Source organism: Aquincola tertiaricarbonis (genome assembly GCF_000969605.1).
Lineage (GTDB): Bacteria > Pseudomonadota > Gammaproteobacteria > Burkholderiales > Burkholderiaceae_C > Aquincola > Aquincola tertiaricarbonis.
This window is the reverse complement of the sequence record NZ_JZUE01000031.1, coordinates 42,547-58,671: the sequence shown is the minus strand read 5'-3', so window position 1 is coordinate 58,671 and position 16,125 is coordinate 42,547. Positions and strand designations below refer to the sequence as shown.

Sequence of the window (16,125 nt, the reverse complement as noted above, 5' to 3'; positions counted from 1 at the left end):
TGCGGCCCGGGTCGTCCTCTCCCAGGTACTGAGTGAAGTAGCGGCAGGCGGCGGCCAGCTCGCCCTGCGGGCCGCCGAACTGTTCCAGCATGAGGTTGGCCAGGCCCGGGTTGCTTTCGCTGACGCGGACGGTGTATTGGAGTCGCTTGTTGTGAACGAACATGAATCTTCCTTCAAGGGTGGTGTCGTCGATCGATTGCGCGGAGCCTGCGAGCAGGCCTGCCCCCTCACGGCAATGCGCGTTCCGCAGGCGCGGCGGCCTGCGGTGCTGGGCGGCAGGCCGTTTGCCTTGACCGCCCCGATACCCCCACCACAGACGAAGGAAGCACGATGACCATCCCCACCAGCCAAGGCGGCGCCGACAACCTGGGCGACAAGGACAAGAAGCGCGAGGACGACACCGCCAAGCGCAACAGTGAACAGAGCAAGGCCGCCCTCGAGAACATGAGCGAGGGCTTCGATGGCGGCAGCGGCATCGGCGGGCTGAAGCCCGAGGCCGGCGAGACGAGGGTGATCGGCCAGTCCGACGAGACCGGCACCAAGCGTTGAGCCAGGGACCGGGCGCGGCGGCAATCTTTGCCGCACCCGGCCCGGGCGCCGAAGTGTTTCGCCCTGCAAAGAACGTCGGCACTTGAATTGCCAACAGGTGTATCAAGCACGACCATCAGGTGCGTGCGTCCCCGATTCCACGACGAAAGGCCAGCATGAACCGTTCCCCCGGCTCCCCACCCCCTGACGGCGGCACGCGCCAGGGCCTGGCAGGCTTGCCTGCCGGCATCCAGGGCCTGTTGCAGGAAGCCGCGGCGGCGCTCAGCGCCCGTGTGCACCTGCTGGCCCTGGAGCTGCGCCGCGCCCGTGACGTGCTGCCCAAGATCATCGCGCTGCTGGTGCTGGCCGCGGTGGTGGCCCTGACGGGCTGGATCGCGCTGTGGGCCGCGGTGGTGCTGATGCTGGTGCAGGTGGCCGGCTGGTCGCCGATCTGGACCATGGTGCTGGTGCTGGTGGTGAACCTGGCCGCGGCCGGGCTGCTGGCCTGGCGCGCGGTGGCGATGGTGCCGCTGCTGGCCTTGCCGGCCACGCTGCACCACTTCACCGTGAAGAACGCCAACAGTCCGAACGAGGTGTCGCCATGACCACGCAGCACACCCCCAGCGACCTGCCGCTGGACGAACGCATCCGCCGCGCCGAGCGCGACGTGATGCTGCACGACCGCCGGCTGCTGCAACGCATCGACGACGTCTCTCGCCAGACCCGCGTGGCCGCCCGCTCCGGCGGCCGCGTGGCCCTGATCGGCGTGGGCGCGCTGGCCACGGCCTGGATCGCCTGGCGGGTGGTGAAGGCGGTGCGCCACGACCCGCGGGCCGAGGCCCGCGCGCGCGCCCGCCAGGAGGCCTACCGCTATGGCCATGCGCTGCCGCCGGGCGCGCTGCCCCCGGGCGAGAAGCCGGGCCTGTTCGGTGCCATGGCGCGGCTGGGCCTGATCCTGGCGCCCTTCGTGCTGCCGGCCCGTTCCCCGGCCGCGGCGGCCGCATCGGCCTTTGCGCCGGGCGGCTGGTGGCCGATGCGCATCTTCCGCATCGCGCGCACGGCGATGGACTGGAAGGCCGCGCGCGAGGCCAAGCGGGCCACCCGGGCCCACAACGCCCGTGCTGCCCGCGCAGAGACGGCACCGCCCACGGTGCCGGTGGCGCCGCCGCCCGACAAGGGCTACTGACGCCCGGGCCGGGCAGCGCCCGGCCCTATCCGGCGCCTCAGCGCCGACCGCGCAGTTGCAGCAGGCCGCCCACGGCCAGGCCCACGCCGAAGGCCGCATACGTCAACACCAGGCTGGTGTTCGACAGCCGGTGCTGGAAGCCTGGCGTCAGCCGCTCGGGCACCAGCTTCAGGTCCACGGCCGCGGCCACCGTGGCCACTGCCGCGGCGCCCACCAGCAGCGGCGCCGCGGCAGCCATCGGCTCGCTGGCCACCGGCTGGCGGCGCAACAGCGGCTTGACCACCACGAAGTCGTACAGCGCCGCCCAGAACAGGCTGCTGCCGGCATGGATGGCGGCACCGGTGGCGGTGTGGCGCAAGGTGGCATCGTCCTGCTGCAGCGCTTCCTTGCCGTAGGCCCAGTGGCTCACCGCGTTGATGGGCCCCAGCGTGGTGGATTCCTGCCGGCCCCGCAGCATCAGCACCGCGGCCGACAGCAGGTTGGCCGCCATGCCGCCCCACCACAGCGCCGAGGTGGGCCGCACGCCGGCCAAGGGTGCCTGGCGAACCTGGCTGAGGCCGCCTTCGATGATCCGCAGCGCGCTTCGGGCCGCGCCGGTGCTTTCGTAGCGCATGAACGTCCTTTCATGCCGGCGGAATGCCGGTTGCCGCAACCGAGGCAAACCAGATGCCCTGGCACCCACGCGCCAACCCACCCGCCCATGAGCTACCTCCTCCTCAAATGGCTGCACGTGCTGTCGTCCACCATCCTGTTCGGCACGGGCATCGGCTCGGCCTACTACATGCTGCTGGCCAGCCTGACGCGCGATCCGCGGGTGGCCGCCACGGTGGTGGGCCATGTGGTGGTGGCCGATGCCATCTTCACCACCACCACCATCATCGTGCAGCCCGCCACCGGCCTGGCGATGGCCCACATCGCGCAGCTGCCGCTCACCACCACCTGGATCTTCTGGTCCTTCGTGCTGTACTTCGTGGCCGGCGCCTGCTGGCTGCCGGTGGTGTGGATCCAGCTGCGCATGCGCGACATGGCCCGCCATGCGGTGGCCACCGGCACCGAGCTGCCCGAGCGCTACTGGCGCTTCCTGCGCTGGTGGGTGCTGCTGGGCATACCGGCCTTCGTGGGCCTGGTGATCGTTTTCTGGCTGATGGTGGCCAAGCCGCAATGAAGCCGCGCACGCCATGCTGATCCTGCTGGCCGGGGCCAGCGGCTTCATCGGCAGCCGCATCGCGCAGGCCATCGAGGACGCCGGCCACACCCTGGTGTGCGGCGTGCGCGATCCCGATGCCTACCAGCGCCAGCATCCCCAGCGCCGCTGCGTGGCGCTGGACTTCGCGGCCGACGATCCGCTGGCCGGCTGCCGCACCACGCTCGAACGTGCCGATGCGGTGGTCAATGCCGTGGGCATCGCCGCCGAGCACGGCCGCAACACCTTCCACGCACTGCATGCGCGCGGGCCGATCGCGCTGTTCGAGGCCTGCGCCGATGCCCGTGTGAAACGGGTGCTGCAGCTTTCGGCCCTGGGTGCGGATGCGCAGGCCAGCACCACCTTCCACCTGAGCAAGCGCACGGCGGACGAAGCCTTGCTGGCGCTGCCGGTGCAGGGCTTCGTGCTGCAGCCTTCGCTGGTGTTCGGCATCGACGGCGCCAGCACGCAGCAGCTGCTGCAGCTGGCGGCCGCACCGCTGGCCGTGCCGCTGCCGCAAGGCGCGGGCGCCATCCAGCCGGTGCATGTGGACGACGTGGTGGCCACCGTCATGCGGCTGCTGCTGCACGACGAGGTGGCCGCCGACGCGCCGCGGCGGCTGGCCATCGTCGGCCCGGAACCGCTGCCGCTGCGCGGCTACCTGGCGGCCCTGCGCGCCGGCATGGGCCTGCGCCCGGCGCGCTTCCTGCCGTTGCCGCGCGGGCTGATGGACCGGTTGGCCGCGGCAGGCGACCACCTGCCGGGCTCGGTGCTCAACCGGCAGACCTGGCAGATGCTGCAGCGGGGCAACGTGGCCGATGCACATGACGTCACCCGCCTGCTGGGCCGCGCGCCGCGGGCGGCCACCGGCTTCGTCGGGCCGCTGCGGCAGGCGGCCCTGCCCGTGGCGCGGCTGCCGCTGGCGCTGGCGATGCTGCGGCTGAGCCTGGCGCTGGTGTGGCTGGTCACGGCCGTGGTGTCCTACGGCCTCTACCCGGTGGCCGACAGCCTGGCGCTGCTGGCGCGCACCGGCATCACCGGCCCGCTGGCGGTGCTGATGCTGTACGGCGCGGCCACCTTCGACCTGGCGCTGGGCCTGGCAACGCTGCTGCATCCACGGCGCTGGCTGTGGTGGGCGCAGCTGGGGCTGATGGGTTTCTACACCGTGGTCATCACGCTGAAGCTGCCCGACTACTGGCTGCATCCGTATGGCCCGGTGCTGAAGAACCTGCCCATCGCCGCGGCGCTGTGCGTGCTGCTGGCCTTCGAAAAGCCGCGACAAAGGCGCCGTGGGGCGCCCGGTTGATCCGCTGTCCGACCGGCGTGTCGGACAGCCGGCCACGCAGCCGTGCGGCTTGGCCGCGACAAGCCCCTGCGGGGCCCACAAGCGCTGCAAGCTTCGATAGCCTGAAGGCCTTGTACCCATACATGAGGATGTACCCAATGCCTACCGCCAACACCGCCACCACCCGAACCACCCGCGCCGCGCCTGCCCGCAAGGACAAGGAAGCGCCCGACGCCCTGACCCTGCTGACGCAGGACCATGACGAGGTGAAGAAGCTCTTCAAGAAGTACGAGAAGCTGGTGAAGGCCGAGGCCGGCGCGCAGGAGCGCGAGGCGCTGGCCAACCAGATCTGCCTGCTGCTGACGGTGCATGCGCAGATCGAGGAAGAGATCTTCTATCCGGCCGCCCGCGAAGTGCTGCCCGAGGCCGACCTGGTGGACGAAGCCACCGTGGAGCACGCCAGCGCCAAGGACCTGATCGCGCAGATCGAGTCGATGACCGCCGACGATGACCTGTACGACGCCAAGGTCACGGTGCTGGGCGAGTACATCGAGCACCACGTGAAGGAGGAACAGGAAGAGATGTTCCCCAAGCTGCGCCGCCGCATCGACATCAAGGCCGTGGGCGCCGAGCTGTTGGCCCGCAAGCAGGAGCTGATGGAAGGCAAGGCCGTGCTTGCGCACTGAGCCTGCCGGACTCCAGCGGCAACAAAAAAGGCGGCCTCGGCCGCCTTTTTCACGCCTGCCGCGGCCTCAGCTCTTGGGCGGCAGGGCCAGCGTCTGCGCGCTCTTCAGGTGCTGGTGCAGCGTGGGCAGCGTGCGCTGGATGAAGGCCTTCAGCTCGGGGTCGCGGGCGTCCTGCTGGGCGCGCTCGAAGCGGGCGATGTCGTCCTGGTGCGCCGGGATCACCACGGCCTGCACCATGGTCTCGTCGAACTGCGCGGCCGGCGCCTTCTTCAGCTTGTCGATGTCGGCCTGGCGATCGGGCGGCAGGCTGGTGGGCAGCTCCACGTTGCGCAGTGCGGCCAGGCCACGCAGGGCATCGTTTGCCACGCTGTGCTCGGACACGAGATGGCCTGCCAACGCCTTCACCTTGGTGTCCTGCGCACGCTCGGCGCCGATGCGGCCCACCTCGATCTCGTAGAGGCCGGCCACATGGGCCGCGGCCATGAAGGCCTTCTCGCTGGCACTCAACGGCACGGCGGGGCCCGGCGCGGTGGAGCTGGTGCCGCTGGCCGGCGGCGCGGCCGAGGCGGCGGCCCCGGGCGATGGCGCCACCGCGCCGACGCCGCCGGTGGTGGGCGTGTTCTCCGGCGTCGCCATGCCGGCTTCCGGGCTGCCCTGCGGGATGCCCACGCGGCTGCCGGTGCGGCTGTTCTCCGGTGAATCCGGCGGCGGCGCGCCGGCGTTGGTGGGGCTGTTGCCCACGCCCGGCCCCACGCCGGATGCGGCCGGCGTGTTGGGCGCCATGCCGTTGGCATCGGTGTTCGGCGCGCCGCGGTCGCAGCCGGCGGCCAGCAGGCCCGCCGCGACGATCAGCAGGCCGGCCAACGGGCGTTGCGGGGTGGGCAGGAAGGGCTTGTTCTTGATGGATGTCATGGTCTCGTCGCTCCGTCGCGGCAAACGGCCGCAGCACCCGTGCAACGGCAAGTGACGTGCCCCCGTGTGCGGTCGCTTCGGCATGGCGCTTGCCGAAAAGCCGGCACCTGAACCCCACGGAGAACACCGATGACCAATCCCACGCAGGTTTCCGGCCCCGGCCGGCCGATGAACGAACGCCGTGATGCGGTGAAGGAACAGGAAGGACTGGCCGAAGTGCTGGACGGCGGCACCGAGCTGGAGCAGGCCAACGACACGCCCGAGCAGCAGGCGATGGACAACGCCGAGAGTTCGCTGGCCCGCAATGCCGACCGCGCTGCCACCGGCAGCGACAACGGCGATGCCGGCGGCCAGGCCTCCGGGAGGAAGGCGGGATGAGCAACGCATCGAACGACAAGCTCTGGGTGCTGGTGGCCGACGAGGCGGTGGCCCATGTGTACGAGCTGCCCAAGCCCGGCGCCACGCTGCAGGAAGTGCACACCCTCACCGACCCCGATGCCCACGCCAAGGACGCCGACATGCGCCATGACGGCCACGGTCGGCGCGGCGGCACCGAGCATGCGAGCAATGCCACCACCTCCGCCGGGCTGGACGAGACGCACCAGCATGCCGAGGTGTTCGCCCGCACCGTGGCGCAGTGGCTGGCCGAGTCCCTGCAGGCCGGCCGCTACCAGACGCTGCGCGTGGTGGCCGCGCCGCGTTTCCTGGGCCTGCTGCGCAAGGCCTGCAGCAAGCAGGTGGCGGCGGTCATCACCGACGACGACAACCATGACCTGACGCACATGCGCGCCGAGGAACTCACCGCACGGCTGTTCCCTGCCGGCGGATGAGGGCGCTGCTCGTCTCGCCGCATCTGGACGATGCGGTGTTCGGCTGCGGCGAGTGGCTGGCCGCCCACCCCGGCACCTGCGTGGTGACGGTGCTGGCCGGCACGCCACCCGATGCCGGCCGGCTGACCGATTGGGACCGCCAATGCGGCTTCGACGGCGCCGGCCAGGCCATGGCGGCCCGGCTGGCCGAGGACCGCGAGGCCTTGCAGGCCGTGGGCGCACATCCTAGCTGGCTGCCCTTTCTGGACAGCCAGTACGAGGCCTCGCCCCGCATCGACGAAGTGGCCCAGGCGCTGGCCGGGCTGCTGCATGAACTGCCGGCCGAAGCGCCGGTGCTGGTGCCGCTGGGCCTGTTCCATTCTGACCATGACCTGGTGCACCAGGCCTGCCTGCAGGCCTTGCGCGCGGTGGGCCGGGCCGAGGCCCTCGGCTACGAGGAGGCGCTGTACCGCGCCATGCCCGGCCTGGTGCAGGCGCGCCTGGCCACCTTGCAGCAGGCCGGCATCCAGGCCACGCCGCTGCTGCAGCCGCCGGCCGGCGAGGCCGCCGCCAAGGCGCGTGCCATCGCGGCCTATCCCAGCCAGGCCCGGGCCTTCGGACCCGACGGCCTGGCCGACACCCGACACCCCGAGCGCTTCTGGCGCCTGCAACTCGGATGAATGCCAACCCTCGCATCAGCATCGTGGTGCTGACCTACAACCGGGCCGACGAACTGATGGGCGTGCTGCACAGCTTGCAGGCCCTGCCCGAGCGGCCCGAAATCATCGTGGTGGACAACGCCAGCACCGACGGCACCGCCGAGCGGGTGCGGGCCGAGCATCCGCAGGTGCGGCTGGTGCGCGAGCCCACCAACCGCGGCGCCGCCGGCCGCAACAGCGGCGTGGCCCAGGTGCGCACGCCCTACGTGGCCTTTTGCGACGACGACACCTGGTGGGCGCCCGGCGCGCTGGCGCGGGCGGCCGACCTGCTGGATGCCCATCCGCGCGTGGCCGCCCTCAATGCCCGCGTGATCGTGGAGCCGGAGGGCCGCACCGACCCCACCTGCGACGTGATGGCCCACAGCCCGCTGGATGCACGCGGCCTGCCCGGCCCGGCCCTGGTGGGCTTCATGGCCGGCGCGGTGGTGATGCGCACCACCGCCTTTCTCGAGGCCGGTGGCTACGAGCCGCGCTTCTTCCTGGGCGCCGAGGAAGCCCTGCTGGCCTTCGACCTGCAGGCCCGCGGCTGGGCCCTGTGCTACCGGCACGACATGGTGACGCACCACCATCCTTCCCCCGCGCGCGACCTGCACCGCCGCCGCGCCAGCCTGATCCGCAACCGGCTGTGGCTGGCCTGGCTGCGCCTGCCGCTGGCGGTGGCCTGGGACGAGACACGCAGCGTGCTGCGCGACGCCCGCCAGCAGGGCCTGCGGCGCGAAGGCCTGCGTGCCGCGATGGCGGGCCTGCCCTGGGTGCTGCGGCAGCGCCGCGTGCTGCCGCCGCAGGTGGTGCGCGACTGGTGGCTGGTGCACCGCGGCGGCGCCCTGGCGGCCGATGCGCCGAGCACGCCGGTGGTGGCGCAGCGGCAATAGGCGCCGCCGTCTTCAGACGTGGCCGTGCCCGCCGTTCACGGCAGCGGGGCAGGCTTGGCAGGTCGTCGGCATCGGGCAAGCAGGTTCAAGCCACCGGCCGACGCGCCGCCTCACATCCTGCGATCCTCCGGCCCGCCCGCCAGGCACTTGTCGAACCAGGCGATGGTGTCCAGCAGCCCGTTGCGCAATTCCACCGTGGGCTGCCAGCCCAGCTCCTCGCGGGCCAGGGTGATGTCCGGGCAGCGCTGGCGCGGGTCGTCCTGCGGCAGCGGCTCGAAGACCAGCTCGGACCTGGAACCCGTGAGCTCCAGCACCAGCCGGGCGATGTCCAGCATGCTGCGCTCCACCGGATTGCCGATGTTCACCGGGCCGGCGAAGTCGTCGCGGGTGCCCATCAGCTTCATCAGCGCATCCACCGTGTCGCTCACATGGCAGAAGCTGCGCGTCTGCTGGCCATCGCCGTAGAGCGTGATCGGCTGGCCGGTGAGGGCCTGGACGATGAAGTTGCTGACCACGCGGCCATCGCCCGGGTGCATGTGCGGACCGTAGGTGTTGAAGATGCGCGCCACCTTCACCCGCAGCTTGTGCTGGCGCCGGTAGTCCATGAACAGCGTCTCGGCGCAGCGCTTGCCTTCGTCATAACAGCTGCGCGGGCCGATGGGGTTCACATGGCCCCAGTAGTCTTCCTTCTGCGGATGCACCAGCGGGTCGCCGTACACCTCGCTGGTGCTGGCCTGCAGGATGCGCGCCTTCACCCGCTTGGCCAGGCCCAGCATGTTGATGGCGCCGTGCACGCTGGTCTTGGTGGTCTGCACCGGGTCCAGCTGGTAGTGCACCGGCGAGGCGGGGCAGGCCAGGTTGTAGATCTCGTCGCACTCCACGTACAGCGGGAAGGTCACGTCATGGCGCAGCAGCTCGAAGCGCGCATGGCCCAGCAGCGGCGCGATCAGCGCCCGCGAGCCGGTGTAGAAGTTGTCCACGCACAGCACCTCGGCGCCGGCGTCCAGCAGCCTGCGGCACAGGTGCGATCCGATGAAGCCGGCACCGCCGGTGACGACGACACGCCTGGCATGCAGGGGGCGGGGCGGGCTGCTCATTTCGCACCCCCGGCCACGTCGGTCAGCACGCGGTCCCAGTCGGCCGAGAAGCGCTGGATGTTGAAGCGCTCCAGCGCCGTCTGGCGAGCGGCCTCGCCCCACCGGCGGGCGGTGTCGGGTTCGTTGATCAGCATGCGCATCACCTCCACCAGGCGGTCGATCCGGGTGTCCACATAACCATTGACCCCGTTGCGGATCACCGTCGTGAGTTCGGTGGTGGCCAGGCCGATGATGGGCAGCCCCACCATCATGGCCTCGATCACCGCCAGCCCCAGGCTGGTGTAGCGGATCGGGTTGAAGAAGAAGCGGTACTGCGCCATGGCCGCGGCCAGGTCCAGGTTGCCCACCTCGCCCAGCCCGCCCATGCGCAGGCTGTCCATGCCCACCAGCTGCAGCGGCACCTGCTGGCGCACCTGCTCGAAGACGTCGGCGCCCAGCCGGCGGCCGCGCTGCTGCAGGTGGTTGACGACGACGATGCCCTCGTTGCGCTCGCCGCTGTAGCGCACGCCTTCGGGTATGAGCACGCCGTGGTCGATGATGCTCACCGGCGCATCGTCGTTGTCCCACATCAGCGCATTGAAGGGCGTGACGTGCACGATGTGCGCGCCGCTGCCGGCCGCCGGATGGCGGGTGTCGGTGGGATGGCCCTGCGGCGGATCGTGCTCCACGAACAGCGTGGGCAGGTCGCGCAGCGCCGGCGTCAGGCGGCTCATGCGGTCGTCGTGCCAGTGCCGTTCATGCTGGTAGAGCACGCAGTCGAACTCATGCTCGCCCAGCGCGTCGGCCGGCACCTCGTGCACGTTGTCGCCCCAGGGCAGCACGCCCACCTTGCCCACGTGGCCCGACGGATGGCCAGGCAGCGTGGCCAGGTAGAAGTCGTGCGGCGCCTGCGTCAGGTAGTACAGGTAGTTGCCGTGCACATGCCAGGTGAGCACGCGCAGGCGCTTGGAGGTGGGGGTGTTCATGCAGTTGCTTCCTCGGCCACGCGGGCCGACAGGGAGGTGTCCACCGCGCGGCGCAGGGCCACCGCGGCCACCTCGTCCACGCTGACGGCCAGCGCGCATTCATGCTGGTAGGGGCAGTGCTCATGCCCGCAGGGCCGGCAAGGCGCGGGCGACCACAGCACCGTGTGGCGCTGCACGTCCAGCGGTGCCCAGCGGTCCACGTCGCTGCCGGAGCTGACCACCACGCTGGGCGCGCCCACCGCCGCCGCCACATGCGACAGGCCGGTGTCGTTGCTCAGCAGCAGCCGGGCGCCTTCCACCAGTGCGGCCAGCGACCAGAAGTCGGTGCGGGCGGTGAGGTCCAGCGCCTCATGCCGCATGGCCTGCTTCACCCGCTGCACCACCTCGCGCTCGCCTTCGCTGCCGGTGAGCACGATGCGCAGGCCCTGCCCGGCCAGCCGGTCGGCCACCGCCGCGAAGCGCTCGGCCGGCCAGCGGCGGGAGGTGAAACGCGCGCCCGCATGCACGCAGGCGTAAGGCGGCCCGTCGCCCACCAGCGCGGCCGCGCGTGCGCGGTCGTCGTCGGTCAGCGGCAGCAGCATGCCGGTGCCCTGGCGCGGCAGGCCCAGGTGGTCGGTGAGATGCAGCAGCCGTTCGATCTCATGGCCCTGCCGTGGCCAGCGGGTGAACAGCTCCGGCTCGGTGGCCAGGTCGTCGGGCTCGGCGAAGCCGGCCAGCCGCTGCGGCGCGCACGCGGCCAGCAGGTTGTTGATGATGCTGCCGCTGCCGTGCAGCTGGATCATCAGGTCGAAGCGCTCGGCCTGCATCGCCTGGAAGAAGCCGGGCAAGGCGGCCAGGTCGGTCTCGCGTTCGGGCAGGCCCGGCCAGCCCGGAAACTCCACGAAGCGCGAGACCATCGGCAGCCGGTTCGCCCATTCACGGGCCCAGGGCAGGCCGATCAGCACCAGCTCGGCTTCCGGCCAGCGCGCCGCGATGGCACGCAGCGCCGGCACCGCGCACAGCATGTCGCCCAGCATCAGCGCGCGGAACACGCCGATGCGGCGGGGCCCGTCCGGCAGCAGCGGCGGCAGTGGCTGCGGCGTCATGGGTAGATCACCTTGAAGCGCCAGGCGCCCACCACCCGCCACCACAGCGCCAGGAACGGGATGGCGGCCGAGGTGCACAGCATCTCCCACACATGGGCCGGATCGTGCGAGGCGCCGCGCAGCCGCAGCCAGGCGAAGCGGCCGATGCCCAGCAGCGCACCCAATCCGCACCAGCCCGCGGCCTGCGGCGCACCGTTGGCCAGGGCGACGAGCGCGGCACCGGTGAGGCCCACGATGCCCAGGTACAGCCACGGCGGCTGCGTGCGCACCTTCTGCCGGAACAGCGCGCGGTGCTTCTTGTAGAGCAGGCCGTCGAACACCACGTTCTTCTGCTGGCCCAGCGAGATGCCCCAGGGCGCCGGCCGCACCGGATGCAGCACCACCGCCCTGTCGGCGCGGATCACCTCGGCGCCCAGGGAGAGGATGGCGAAATGCAGGTCCGAGTCCTCGCGCCAGGCACGCTTGAAGCGCTCGTCGAAGCCGCCCACGCGCAGCAGGATGTCGCGCCGCACGAAGGCATTGGCGGTGACGAACTCGGCCGTCTCCAGGCCCTGCGTCATGCGGGCATGGTCGGTGGGTGCGCCCTCCACCGGCACGCGCACGCGGCCGCTGGCGGCGGCATGGCCCGACGACATTGCGGCCAGGCCTTCGCGCAGCCAGTCGGCATCGGGCACGGTGTCGTCGTCGGTGAAGGCGATGAGCGGCGCGGCACTGGCGCGCCAGCCCACGTTGCGCGCGGTGGCCGGGCCCTTGCCCACGTTGCGCAGGTAGCGCACCGCGGGCGCGCCGCCGGTGGCGGCATCCATCGACTCCACCACGCGGCGGGTGTCGTCGTCGGGGCCATCGTCCACCACCACCACCTCGTAGCGGTCGCCCGCCAGGCTCTGACCCACCACCGCCTCCAGGCAGCGGCGCAGCATGTCGGGCCGGCGGTAGGTGGCCATCACCACCGCCACCTCGGGCCGCGGGCCGCGCGTGGGCAGGCTGCCCGACGGGGCCTGGCCATCGGCGGCGGTGGGCAGCTGGCCGGCCGGGGCGCCGAAGGCCGGCAGGCCGCCACCGGTGAGGGATGCACTCATGGAACGGGCTCCTTCTTGTTCTGTGGGATCAGGCGGGCGCGGTGGCCAGCGGCGTGGCATGCATCAGCCGCACCGCGGCATCGGCCACCACGTCGGCCGGCACGCCCAGCAGGCAGGCGTGGTGGCCCATGGGGCAGACGCTGCGCAGGCAGTTGCGGCAGGGCACGTCGTGGCTGAGCACGCGCGCTGGCGTCTGCCACGGCGTGTGCTGCGGATTGGTCAGCGCATACAGCACCACCACCGGCGCGCCCAGCGCGGCGGCGATGTGGGCCGGCCCGCTGTTGTTGCACAGCGTGATGCGGGCGCCGGCGATGAGCGCGGCCAGCTCGCCCAGCGACAGGCCACCGACCAGCGCGGTGCTGGGCGCCTGCGCCGGCCGCGCGGCCTGCACCAGCGCGGCCTCGGCCGGCCCGCCCACGATCACTGCATGGCCGCCGCCGGCCTCGGCCACTGCCTGGGCCGCCTTGGCGAAGCGCTCGGCCGGATAGCGCCGCGATTCCGCACTGGCCCCGGGATGCACCACGAACCACGGCGCGGCCGGGTCCATGCCGGCCTGCGCCAGCTTGGCTGCCAGCGAGGCCGCATCGGCCGGCGCCGGCATGAAGCGCAGGCCGGTGGCGGGGCGGCCCGGCAGGCCCTGCGCCGGCGGCGCGATGCCCACCGCGGCCAGCAGGTCGAGCTGGCGCTGCACCTCGTGGCGCATGCCGTCGCCCGGCACCTCGGCGTCGCGCACCCAGTGGCTCAGCAGGTGATAGGGGTTCTCGCGGCAATGCGCCAGCCGCAGCGGGATGCCGGCCTGCATTGCCACCATCGCCATCGGCAGCGCGCTCTGCGTGCACACGGTGAAGACCACCACCGCGTCGAAGCGGCCGGCGGCCAGGCGCTGCACCAGGTCCTGCACCGCCGGGCCGGCCTGGGCGGCAGTGCAGCGGGACTGCACCCAGGGCGCCTCGAAGGTGATGACCTCGTCGACGTCGGGCAGGTGCGGCTGCAGCGCCGCGCCGGCCGGCGAGGCCAGCAGTGTCGTGTGCACGCCCGGCAGGGCCTGCTTGATGGCGGCCAGCGCGGGCGTGGTCATCAGCACGTCGCCCAGGTTGTCCAGCCGCACCGCCAGCAGGCGGCGCACGCCGCGCCAGGGCGCGGCCAGGTCGGTCGGCATGGCCGCCATCACCGGCGCAGCTCCGTGCCGGGCGACGCGGCGGCCCGCCGCGCGGAGGCGGCCACCACGGCATCGCTGTCCAGGATGGCGTCGGCCGCGCTGGCCAGGTCCTCGCACACATGGTGAGGCGTGCGCATCGGCGTCAGCAGCCATTCCGTCTCGCCGCCGCGGTCCAGCAGCACCGTGCGGCAGCCGGCGCGGCGGCCGGCTTCCACGTCGTTCAGGATGTCGCCCACCATCCAGCTGTTCGCCAGGTCGATGTCATGCGCCTGCGCTGCCTGCAGCAGCATGCCGGGCTGCGGCTTGCGGCAGTCGCACAGGGTGCTGCCGTCGGGCGCCGGCGCATGCGGGCACAGGTACAGGCCGGCGATCTCGATGCCGGCTTCCTCGCGCAGGCGCTGCAGCAGCGCCTGCTGCAGCACGCCGAACTCGGCCGCGGTGAAGCGCCCGGTGGCCAGGCCCGACTGGTTGGTGACGATGACCAGCAGGTAGCCGGCCGCGGCCAACCGCTGCAACGCCGGCAGGGCCTGCGGCGTGAAGCGCAGCAGCGCCGGATCCACGTTCCAGGGCACGTCCTCGACCAGCGTGCCGTCCTTGTCCAGGAAGACGGCGCGCTTCATGCGCCCAGGCCGCGCGGCGCGGCGGCCAGCACCAGCGCCTGGGCCGCCGGCTTGGGCAGCGTGGCGGCAGCAGGCAGCCCGGCGCCGCGGTGCAAGGCCTGGTGCGGCCGCTGCAGCACCGCGGCATCGGCCTCGCACACCTCCTGGTACACCTCGGCCAGCTGGCTGGCCACGCGGTCCCAGGTGAACTGCGAGCGCACCCGCGCCATGCCGGCGCGGCCGAGTGCGCCGCGCAGCGCCGGATTGGCGCACAGCCAGGACAGGCGCTCGGCCAGTGCGGCCGGATGCTTGGGCGGCACCAGGTAGCCGGTGACGCCATCCACCACGCTGTACTGGATGCCGCCCACCGCGCTGCCCACCACCGGCGTGCCGCAGGCCATGGCCTCCAGCGGCGTGATGCCGAAGGGCTCGTAGGCCGGCGTGGTGACGAACACGTCGGCCGCGGCGTAGTAGTCGGGCAGCTCGGCCACGTCGCGCCGGCCGGTGAAGGTGACCAGGTCTTCCACGCCGGCGTCGCGGGCCACGGCGCGCAGCCGCGCGATCTCGGGCGTGCGTCGCTCGTCGGGTTCCACCGATTCGCCGCCCACCACCAGCAGGCGCGGCTTCAGCGCACGGTCCATCAGGCCCACGGCGCGGATCACGTTGTCGATGCCCTTGCGCGGCACCAGGCGGCCCAGCTGCAGCACCACGAACTCGTCCTCGCGCAGGCCGAGTCGGCGCCGCGCCTGCGCGCGGTCGCGCGGGCCGAACATCGACAGGTCCACGCCGCAGGGCACGGTGGAGATGGTCTCGGGCTGCGCGCCGTACAGCCGCACCAGGTCGTCGCGGTCCTGCGGGCATTCGGCGATCAGCCGGTCGGCGCCCTGCACGATGCGGCGCTCGATGTCGATGCGCGCGGCCGGGAAGGTGTCGGCGCTGCCCTGGTGCTCTCGCCGCACCAGGCCCAGCGCATGGAAGGTCATCACCAGCGGCACCTCGAAGATGTGGCGCAGCGCCAGCCCCACCCAGCCCGACATGAAGAAGTTGGCATGCAGCAGGTCGTAGCCCACGCTGCGCTGCATCAGGTGGCGCGAGGCCCGCGTGAACGCCGGCATGTGCTGGAGCAGGTCTTCCTTGGGAACGAACTCGGGTGGGCCGGCATCTATATGCACCACGCGCATGCCGGGGCGCACGTCCACCACGGCGGGCAGCGCGGCGTCGTCGCGGCGGGTGAGCACATCCACGTGGTGGCCCATTGCAGCCAGCGCACGCGCCACCTGCGAGACGTAGACGTTCTGCCCTCCAGCATCGACGCTGCCGGCATGGGCCAGCGGTGAGGCGTGTTCGCTGATCAGGCCTATGCGCAGGCGGCGGTGTTGCACCATGGTGTTGGCTTTCTTGCGGCGTTCTCCGATGCCGCCACATGGCAAGCGGTGTTCCACCGGCCCCGTTCTTCATTGCCGCCGGTTATGGCTGGGCGCGCCATCTGTAACCGCGCGCCGGTGCCGCACCAAATTGCCGCAAGCAGCGCCGGCAGGAACGTGGGTTGCCTGATGTGCCTACACACCGCCCACCGAGGAGCCGAGATGACCGACCCGAACCCGCTGCACAGCCACAAGAACGAAGCCCGCGTGACCACCACCGACGAAGGCGACCGCAGCCGCGCCGGCAGCAACTACGGCGACTACGTGCCGCCGCCGCAGCGCGCGCACATCCAGTCCGCGCTGCCCGACGCCGACCTGCCGCCCGACGTGGCGCCGGAGGATCCGGACGCGGAGCTGATCAAGGCCCGCAAGGCGCAACAGGCCACCCGCCAGCAGCACGGCGGCCAGATGCCGGTGCAGCCGGAGAGCAGCATCGAGGGCGAGTCCGAGGCCGGCGAGGAAGACCCTGGAGCGGCCGACGAGGTGCTGCGCGGGCCGAGCTCGAGGCCCGAGGGCGTGGTGCCGCGCCGCTGAGCG

The 16,125-nt window shown here is 72.1% G+C and carries 21 protein-coding genes; 11 read left to right on the top strand and 10 right to left on the bottom strand.

Going from position 1 to position 16,125, the window contains the following annotated elements; translation table 11 throughout:
- Positions 1-163 (bottom strand): manganese catalase family protein (locus VO99_RS24690; protein WP_046115592.1); only part of this gene is annotated, 163 nt, incomplete at its 3' end.
- Positions 164-330: 167 nt separating this feature from the next.
- On the opposite strand from VO99_RS24690, the gene VO99_RS24685 reads away from it, so the two are divergent.
- From VO99_RS24685 to VO99_RS24675, 3 genes are all read left to right on the top strand, one after another.
- Positions 331-549 (top strand): hypothetical protein, encoded by a 219-nt coding sequence (locus VO99_RS24685; protein WP_046115591.1) that lies wholly within the window; start codon positions 331-333, stop codon positions 547-549.
- Between the two features lie 155 nt (positions 550-704).
- The gene (locus VO99_RS24680; RefSeq protein WP_157039775.1) at positions 705-1,133 is read left to right on the top strand and encodes a phage holin family protein; all 429 of its coding nucleotides are present in this window, start codon (positions 705-707) and stop codon (positions 1,131-1,133) included.
- On the top strand, positions 1,130-1,714 hold the full coding sequence (locus tag VO99_RS24675) for a hypothetical protein (protein WP_046115590.1): 585 nt from the start codon (positions 1,130-1,132) through the stop codon (positions 1,712-1,714). The genes VO99_RS24680 and VO99_RS24675 overlap by 4 nt, the downstream gene beginning before the upstream one ends.
- A 37-nt stretch (positions 1,715-1,751) precedes the next feature.
- On the opposite strand, the gene VO99_RS24670 is transcribed toward VO99_RS24675, so the two are convergent.
- Positions 1,752-2,327: a hypothetical protein gene (locus VO99_RS24670; RefSeq protein WP_052736616.1), complete on the bottom strand. Its 576-nt coding sequence runs from the start codon at positions 2,325-2,327 to the stop codon at positions 1,752-1,754.
- An 87-nt stretch (positions 2,328-2,414) separates the two neighbouring features.
- Between VO99_RS24670 and VO99_RS24665 the strand changes: the two genes are divergently transcribed.
- From VO99_RS24665 to VO99_RS24655, 3 genes are all read left to right on the top strand, one after another.
- Positions 2,415-2,879 carry a DUF2269 family protein gene (locus tag VO99_RS24665; RefSeq protein WP_046115589.1) on the top strand — a complete coding sequence of 155 codons (465 nt, stop codon included), beginning with the start codon at positions 2,415-2,417 and terminating at the stop codon, positions 2,877-2,879.
- Positions 2,880-2,892: 13 nt separating this feature from the next.
- Positions 2,893-4,203, top strand: a complete 1,311-nt coding sequence (locus VO99_RS24660; protein WP_046115588.1) for an SDR family oxidoreductase — start codon at positions 2,893-2,895, stop codon at positions 4,201-4,203.
- Positions 4,204-4,340: 137 nt separating this feature from the next.
- A complete protein-coding gene (locus VO99_RS24655) occupies positions 4,341-4,868 on the top strand; it encodes a hemerythrin domain-containing protein (protein WP_046115587.1) in 528 nt (175 codons plus the stop codon).
- Between the two features lie 66 nt (positions 4,869-4,934).
- On the opposite strand, the gene VO99_RS29215 is transcribed toward VO99_RS24655, so the two are convergent.
- Positions 4,935-5,780, bottom strand: a complete 846-nt coding sequence (locus tag VO99_RS29215; RefSeq protein ID WP_052736615.1) for a DUF4142 domain-containing protein — start codon at positions 5,778-5,780, stop codon at positions 4,935-4,937.
- Positions 5,781-5,909: 129 nt separating this feature from the next.
- Between VO99_RS29215 and VO99_RS30565 the strand changes: the two genes are divergently transcribed.
- From VO99_RS30565 to VO99_RS24630, 4 genes are read left to right on the top strand one after another with little or no spacing between them, the layout of a single operon-like run.
- Positions 5,910-6,158 carry a hypothetical protein gene (locus tag VO99_RS30565; protein WP_046115586.1) on the top strand — a complete coding sequence of 83 codons (249 nt, stop codon included), beginning with the start codon at positions 5,910-5,912 and terminating at the stop codon, positions 6,156-6,158.
- Positions 6,155-6,610, top strand: coding sequence for a host attachment protein (locus VO99_RS24640; RefSeq protein WP_046115585.1), 456 nt, complete (start codon positions 6,155-6,157; stop codon positions 6,608-6,610). The genes VO99_RS30565 and VO99_RS24640 overlap by 4 nt, the downstream gene beginning before the upstream one ends.
- Positions 6,607-7,269 carry a PIG-L family deacetylase gene (locus VO99_RS24635; RefSeq protein ID WP_046115584.1) on the top strand — a complete coding sequence of 221 codons (663 nt, stop codon included), beginning with the start codon at positions 6,607-6,609 and terminating at the stop codon, positions 7,267-7,269. The genes VO99_RS24640 and VO99_RS24635 overlap by 4 nt, the downstream gene beginning before the upstream one ends.
- Entirely contained in the window at positions 7,266-8,180 is a 915-nt protein-coding gene (locus tag VO99_RS24630; RefSeq protein WP_046115583.1) for a glycosyltransferase family 2 protein, read from the top strand. The genes VO99_RS24635 and VO99_RS24630 overlap by 4 nt, the downstream gene beginning before the upstream one ends.
- A 110-nt stretch (positions 8,181-8,290) precedes the next feature.
- Here the strand turns inward: VO99_RS24630 and VO99_RS24625 are convergent, their stop codons facing one another.
- The 7 genes from VO99_RS24625 to VO99_RS24595 are packed head-to-tail and all read right to left on the bottom strand — an operon-like array spanning position 8,291 to position 15,549.
- Complete coding sequence (locus VO99_RS24625; RefSeq protein ID WP_198157057.1) at positions 8,291-9,277, bottom strand: UDP-glucuronic acid decarboxylase family protein; 987 nt, start codon at positions 9,275-9,277, stop codon at positions 8,291-8,293.
- Complete coding sequence (locus tag VO99_RS24620) at positions 9,274-10,242, bottom strand: glycosyltransferase family 4 protein (RefSeq protein WP_046115582.1); 969 nt, start codon at positions 10,240-10,242, stop codon at positions 9,274-9,276. Before VO99_RS24620 ends, VO99_RS24625 begins: the two co-directional genes overlap by 4 nt.
- Positions 10,239-11,327: a glycosyltransferase family 9 protein gene (locus VO99_RS24615; RefSeq protein ID WP_046115581.1), complete on the bottom strand. Its 1,089-nt coding sequence runs from the start codon at positions 11,325-11,327 to the stop codon at positions 10,239-10,241. The genes VO99_RS24620 and VO99_RS24615 overlap by 4 nt, the downstream gene beginning before the upstream one ends.
- Positions 11,324-12,406, bottom strand: coding sequence for a glycosyltransferase family 2 protein (locus tag VO99_RS24610; protein WP_083440908.1), 1,083 nt, complete (start codon positions 12,404-12,406; stop codon positions 11,324-11,326). Before VO99_RS24610 ends, VO99_RS24615 begins: the two co-directional genes overlap by 4 nt.
- 28 nt (positions 12,407-12,434) lie before the next feature.
- The gene (locus tag VO99_RS24605; protein WP_052736618.1) at positions 12,435-13,565 is read right to left on the bottom strand and encodes a glycosyltransferase family 9 protein; all 1,131 of its coding nucleotides are present in this window, start codon (positions 13,563-13,565) and stop codon (positions 12,435-12,437) included.
- Between the two features lie 8 nt (positions 13,566-13,573).
- Positions 13,574-14,185 (bottom strand): D-glycero-alpha-D-manno-heptose-1,7-bisphosphate 7-phosphatase, encoded by a 612-nt coding sequence (locus tag VO99_RS24600; protein ID WP_046115579.1) that lies wholly within the window; start codon positions 14,183-14,185, stop codon positions 13,574-13,576.
- Positions 14,182-15,549, bottom strand: coding sequence for a glycosyltransferase family 4 protein (locus VO99_RS24595; RefSeq protein ID WP_198157056.1), 1,368 nt, complete (start codon positions 15,547-15,549; stop codon positions 14,182-14,184). Before VO99_RS24595 ends, VO99_RS24600 begins: the two co-directional genes overlap by 4 nt.
- A gap of 201 nt (positions 15,550-15,750) precedes the next feature.
- Between VO99_RS24595 and VO99_RS24590 the strand changes: the two genes are divergently transcribed.
- Positions 15,751-16,122: a hypothetical protein gene (locus VO99_RS24590; RefSeq protein WP_046115578.1), complete on the top strand. Its 372-nt coding sequence runs from the start codon at positions 15,751-15,753 to the stop codon at positions 16,120-16,122.
- The last annotated feature ends 3 nt before the right edge of the window (positions 16,123-16,125 follow it).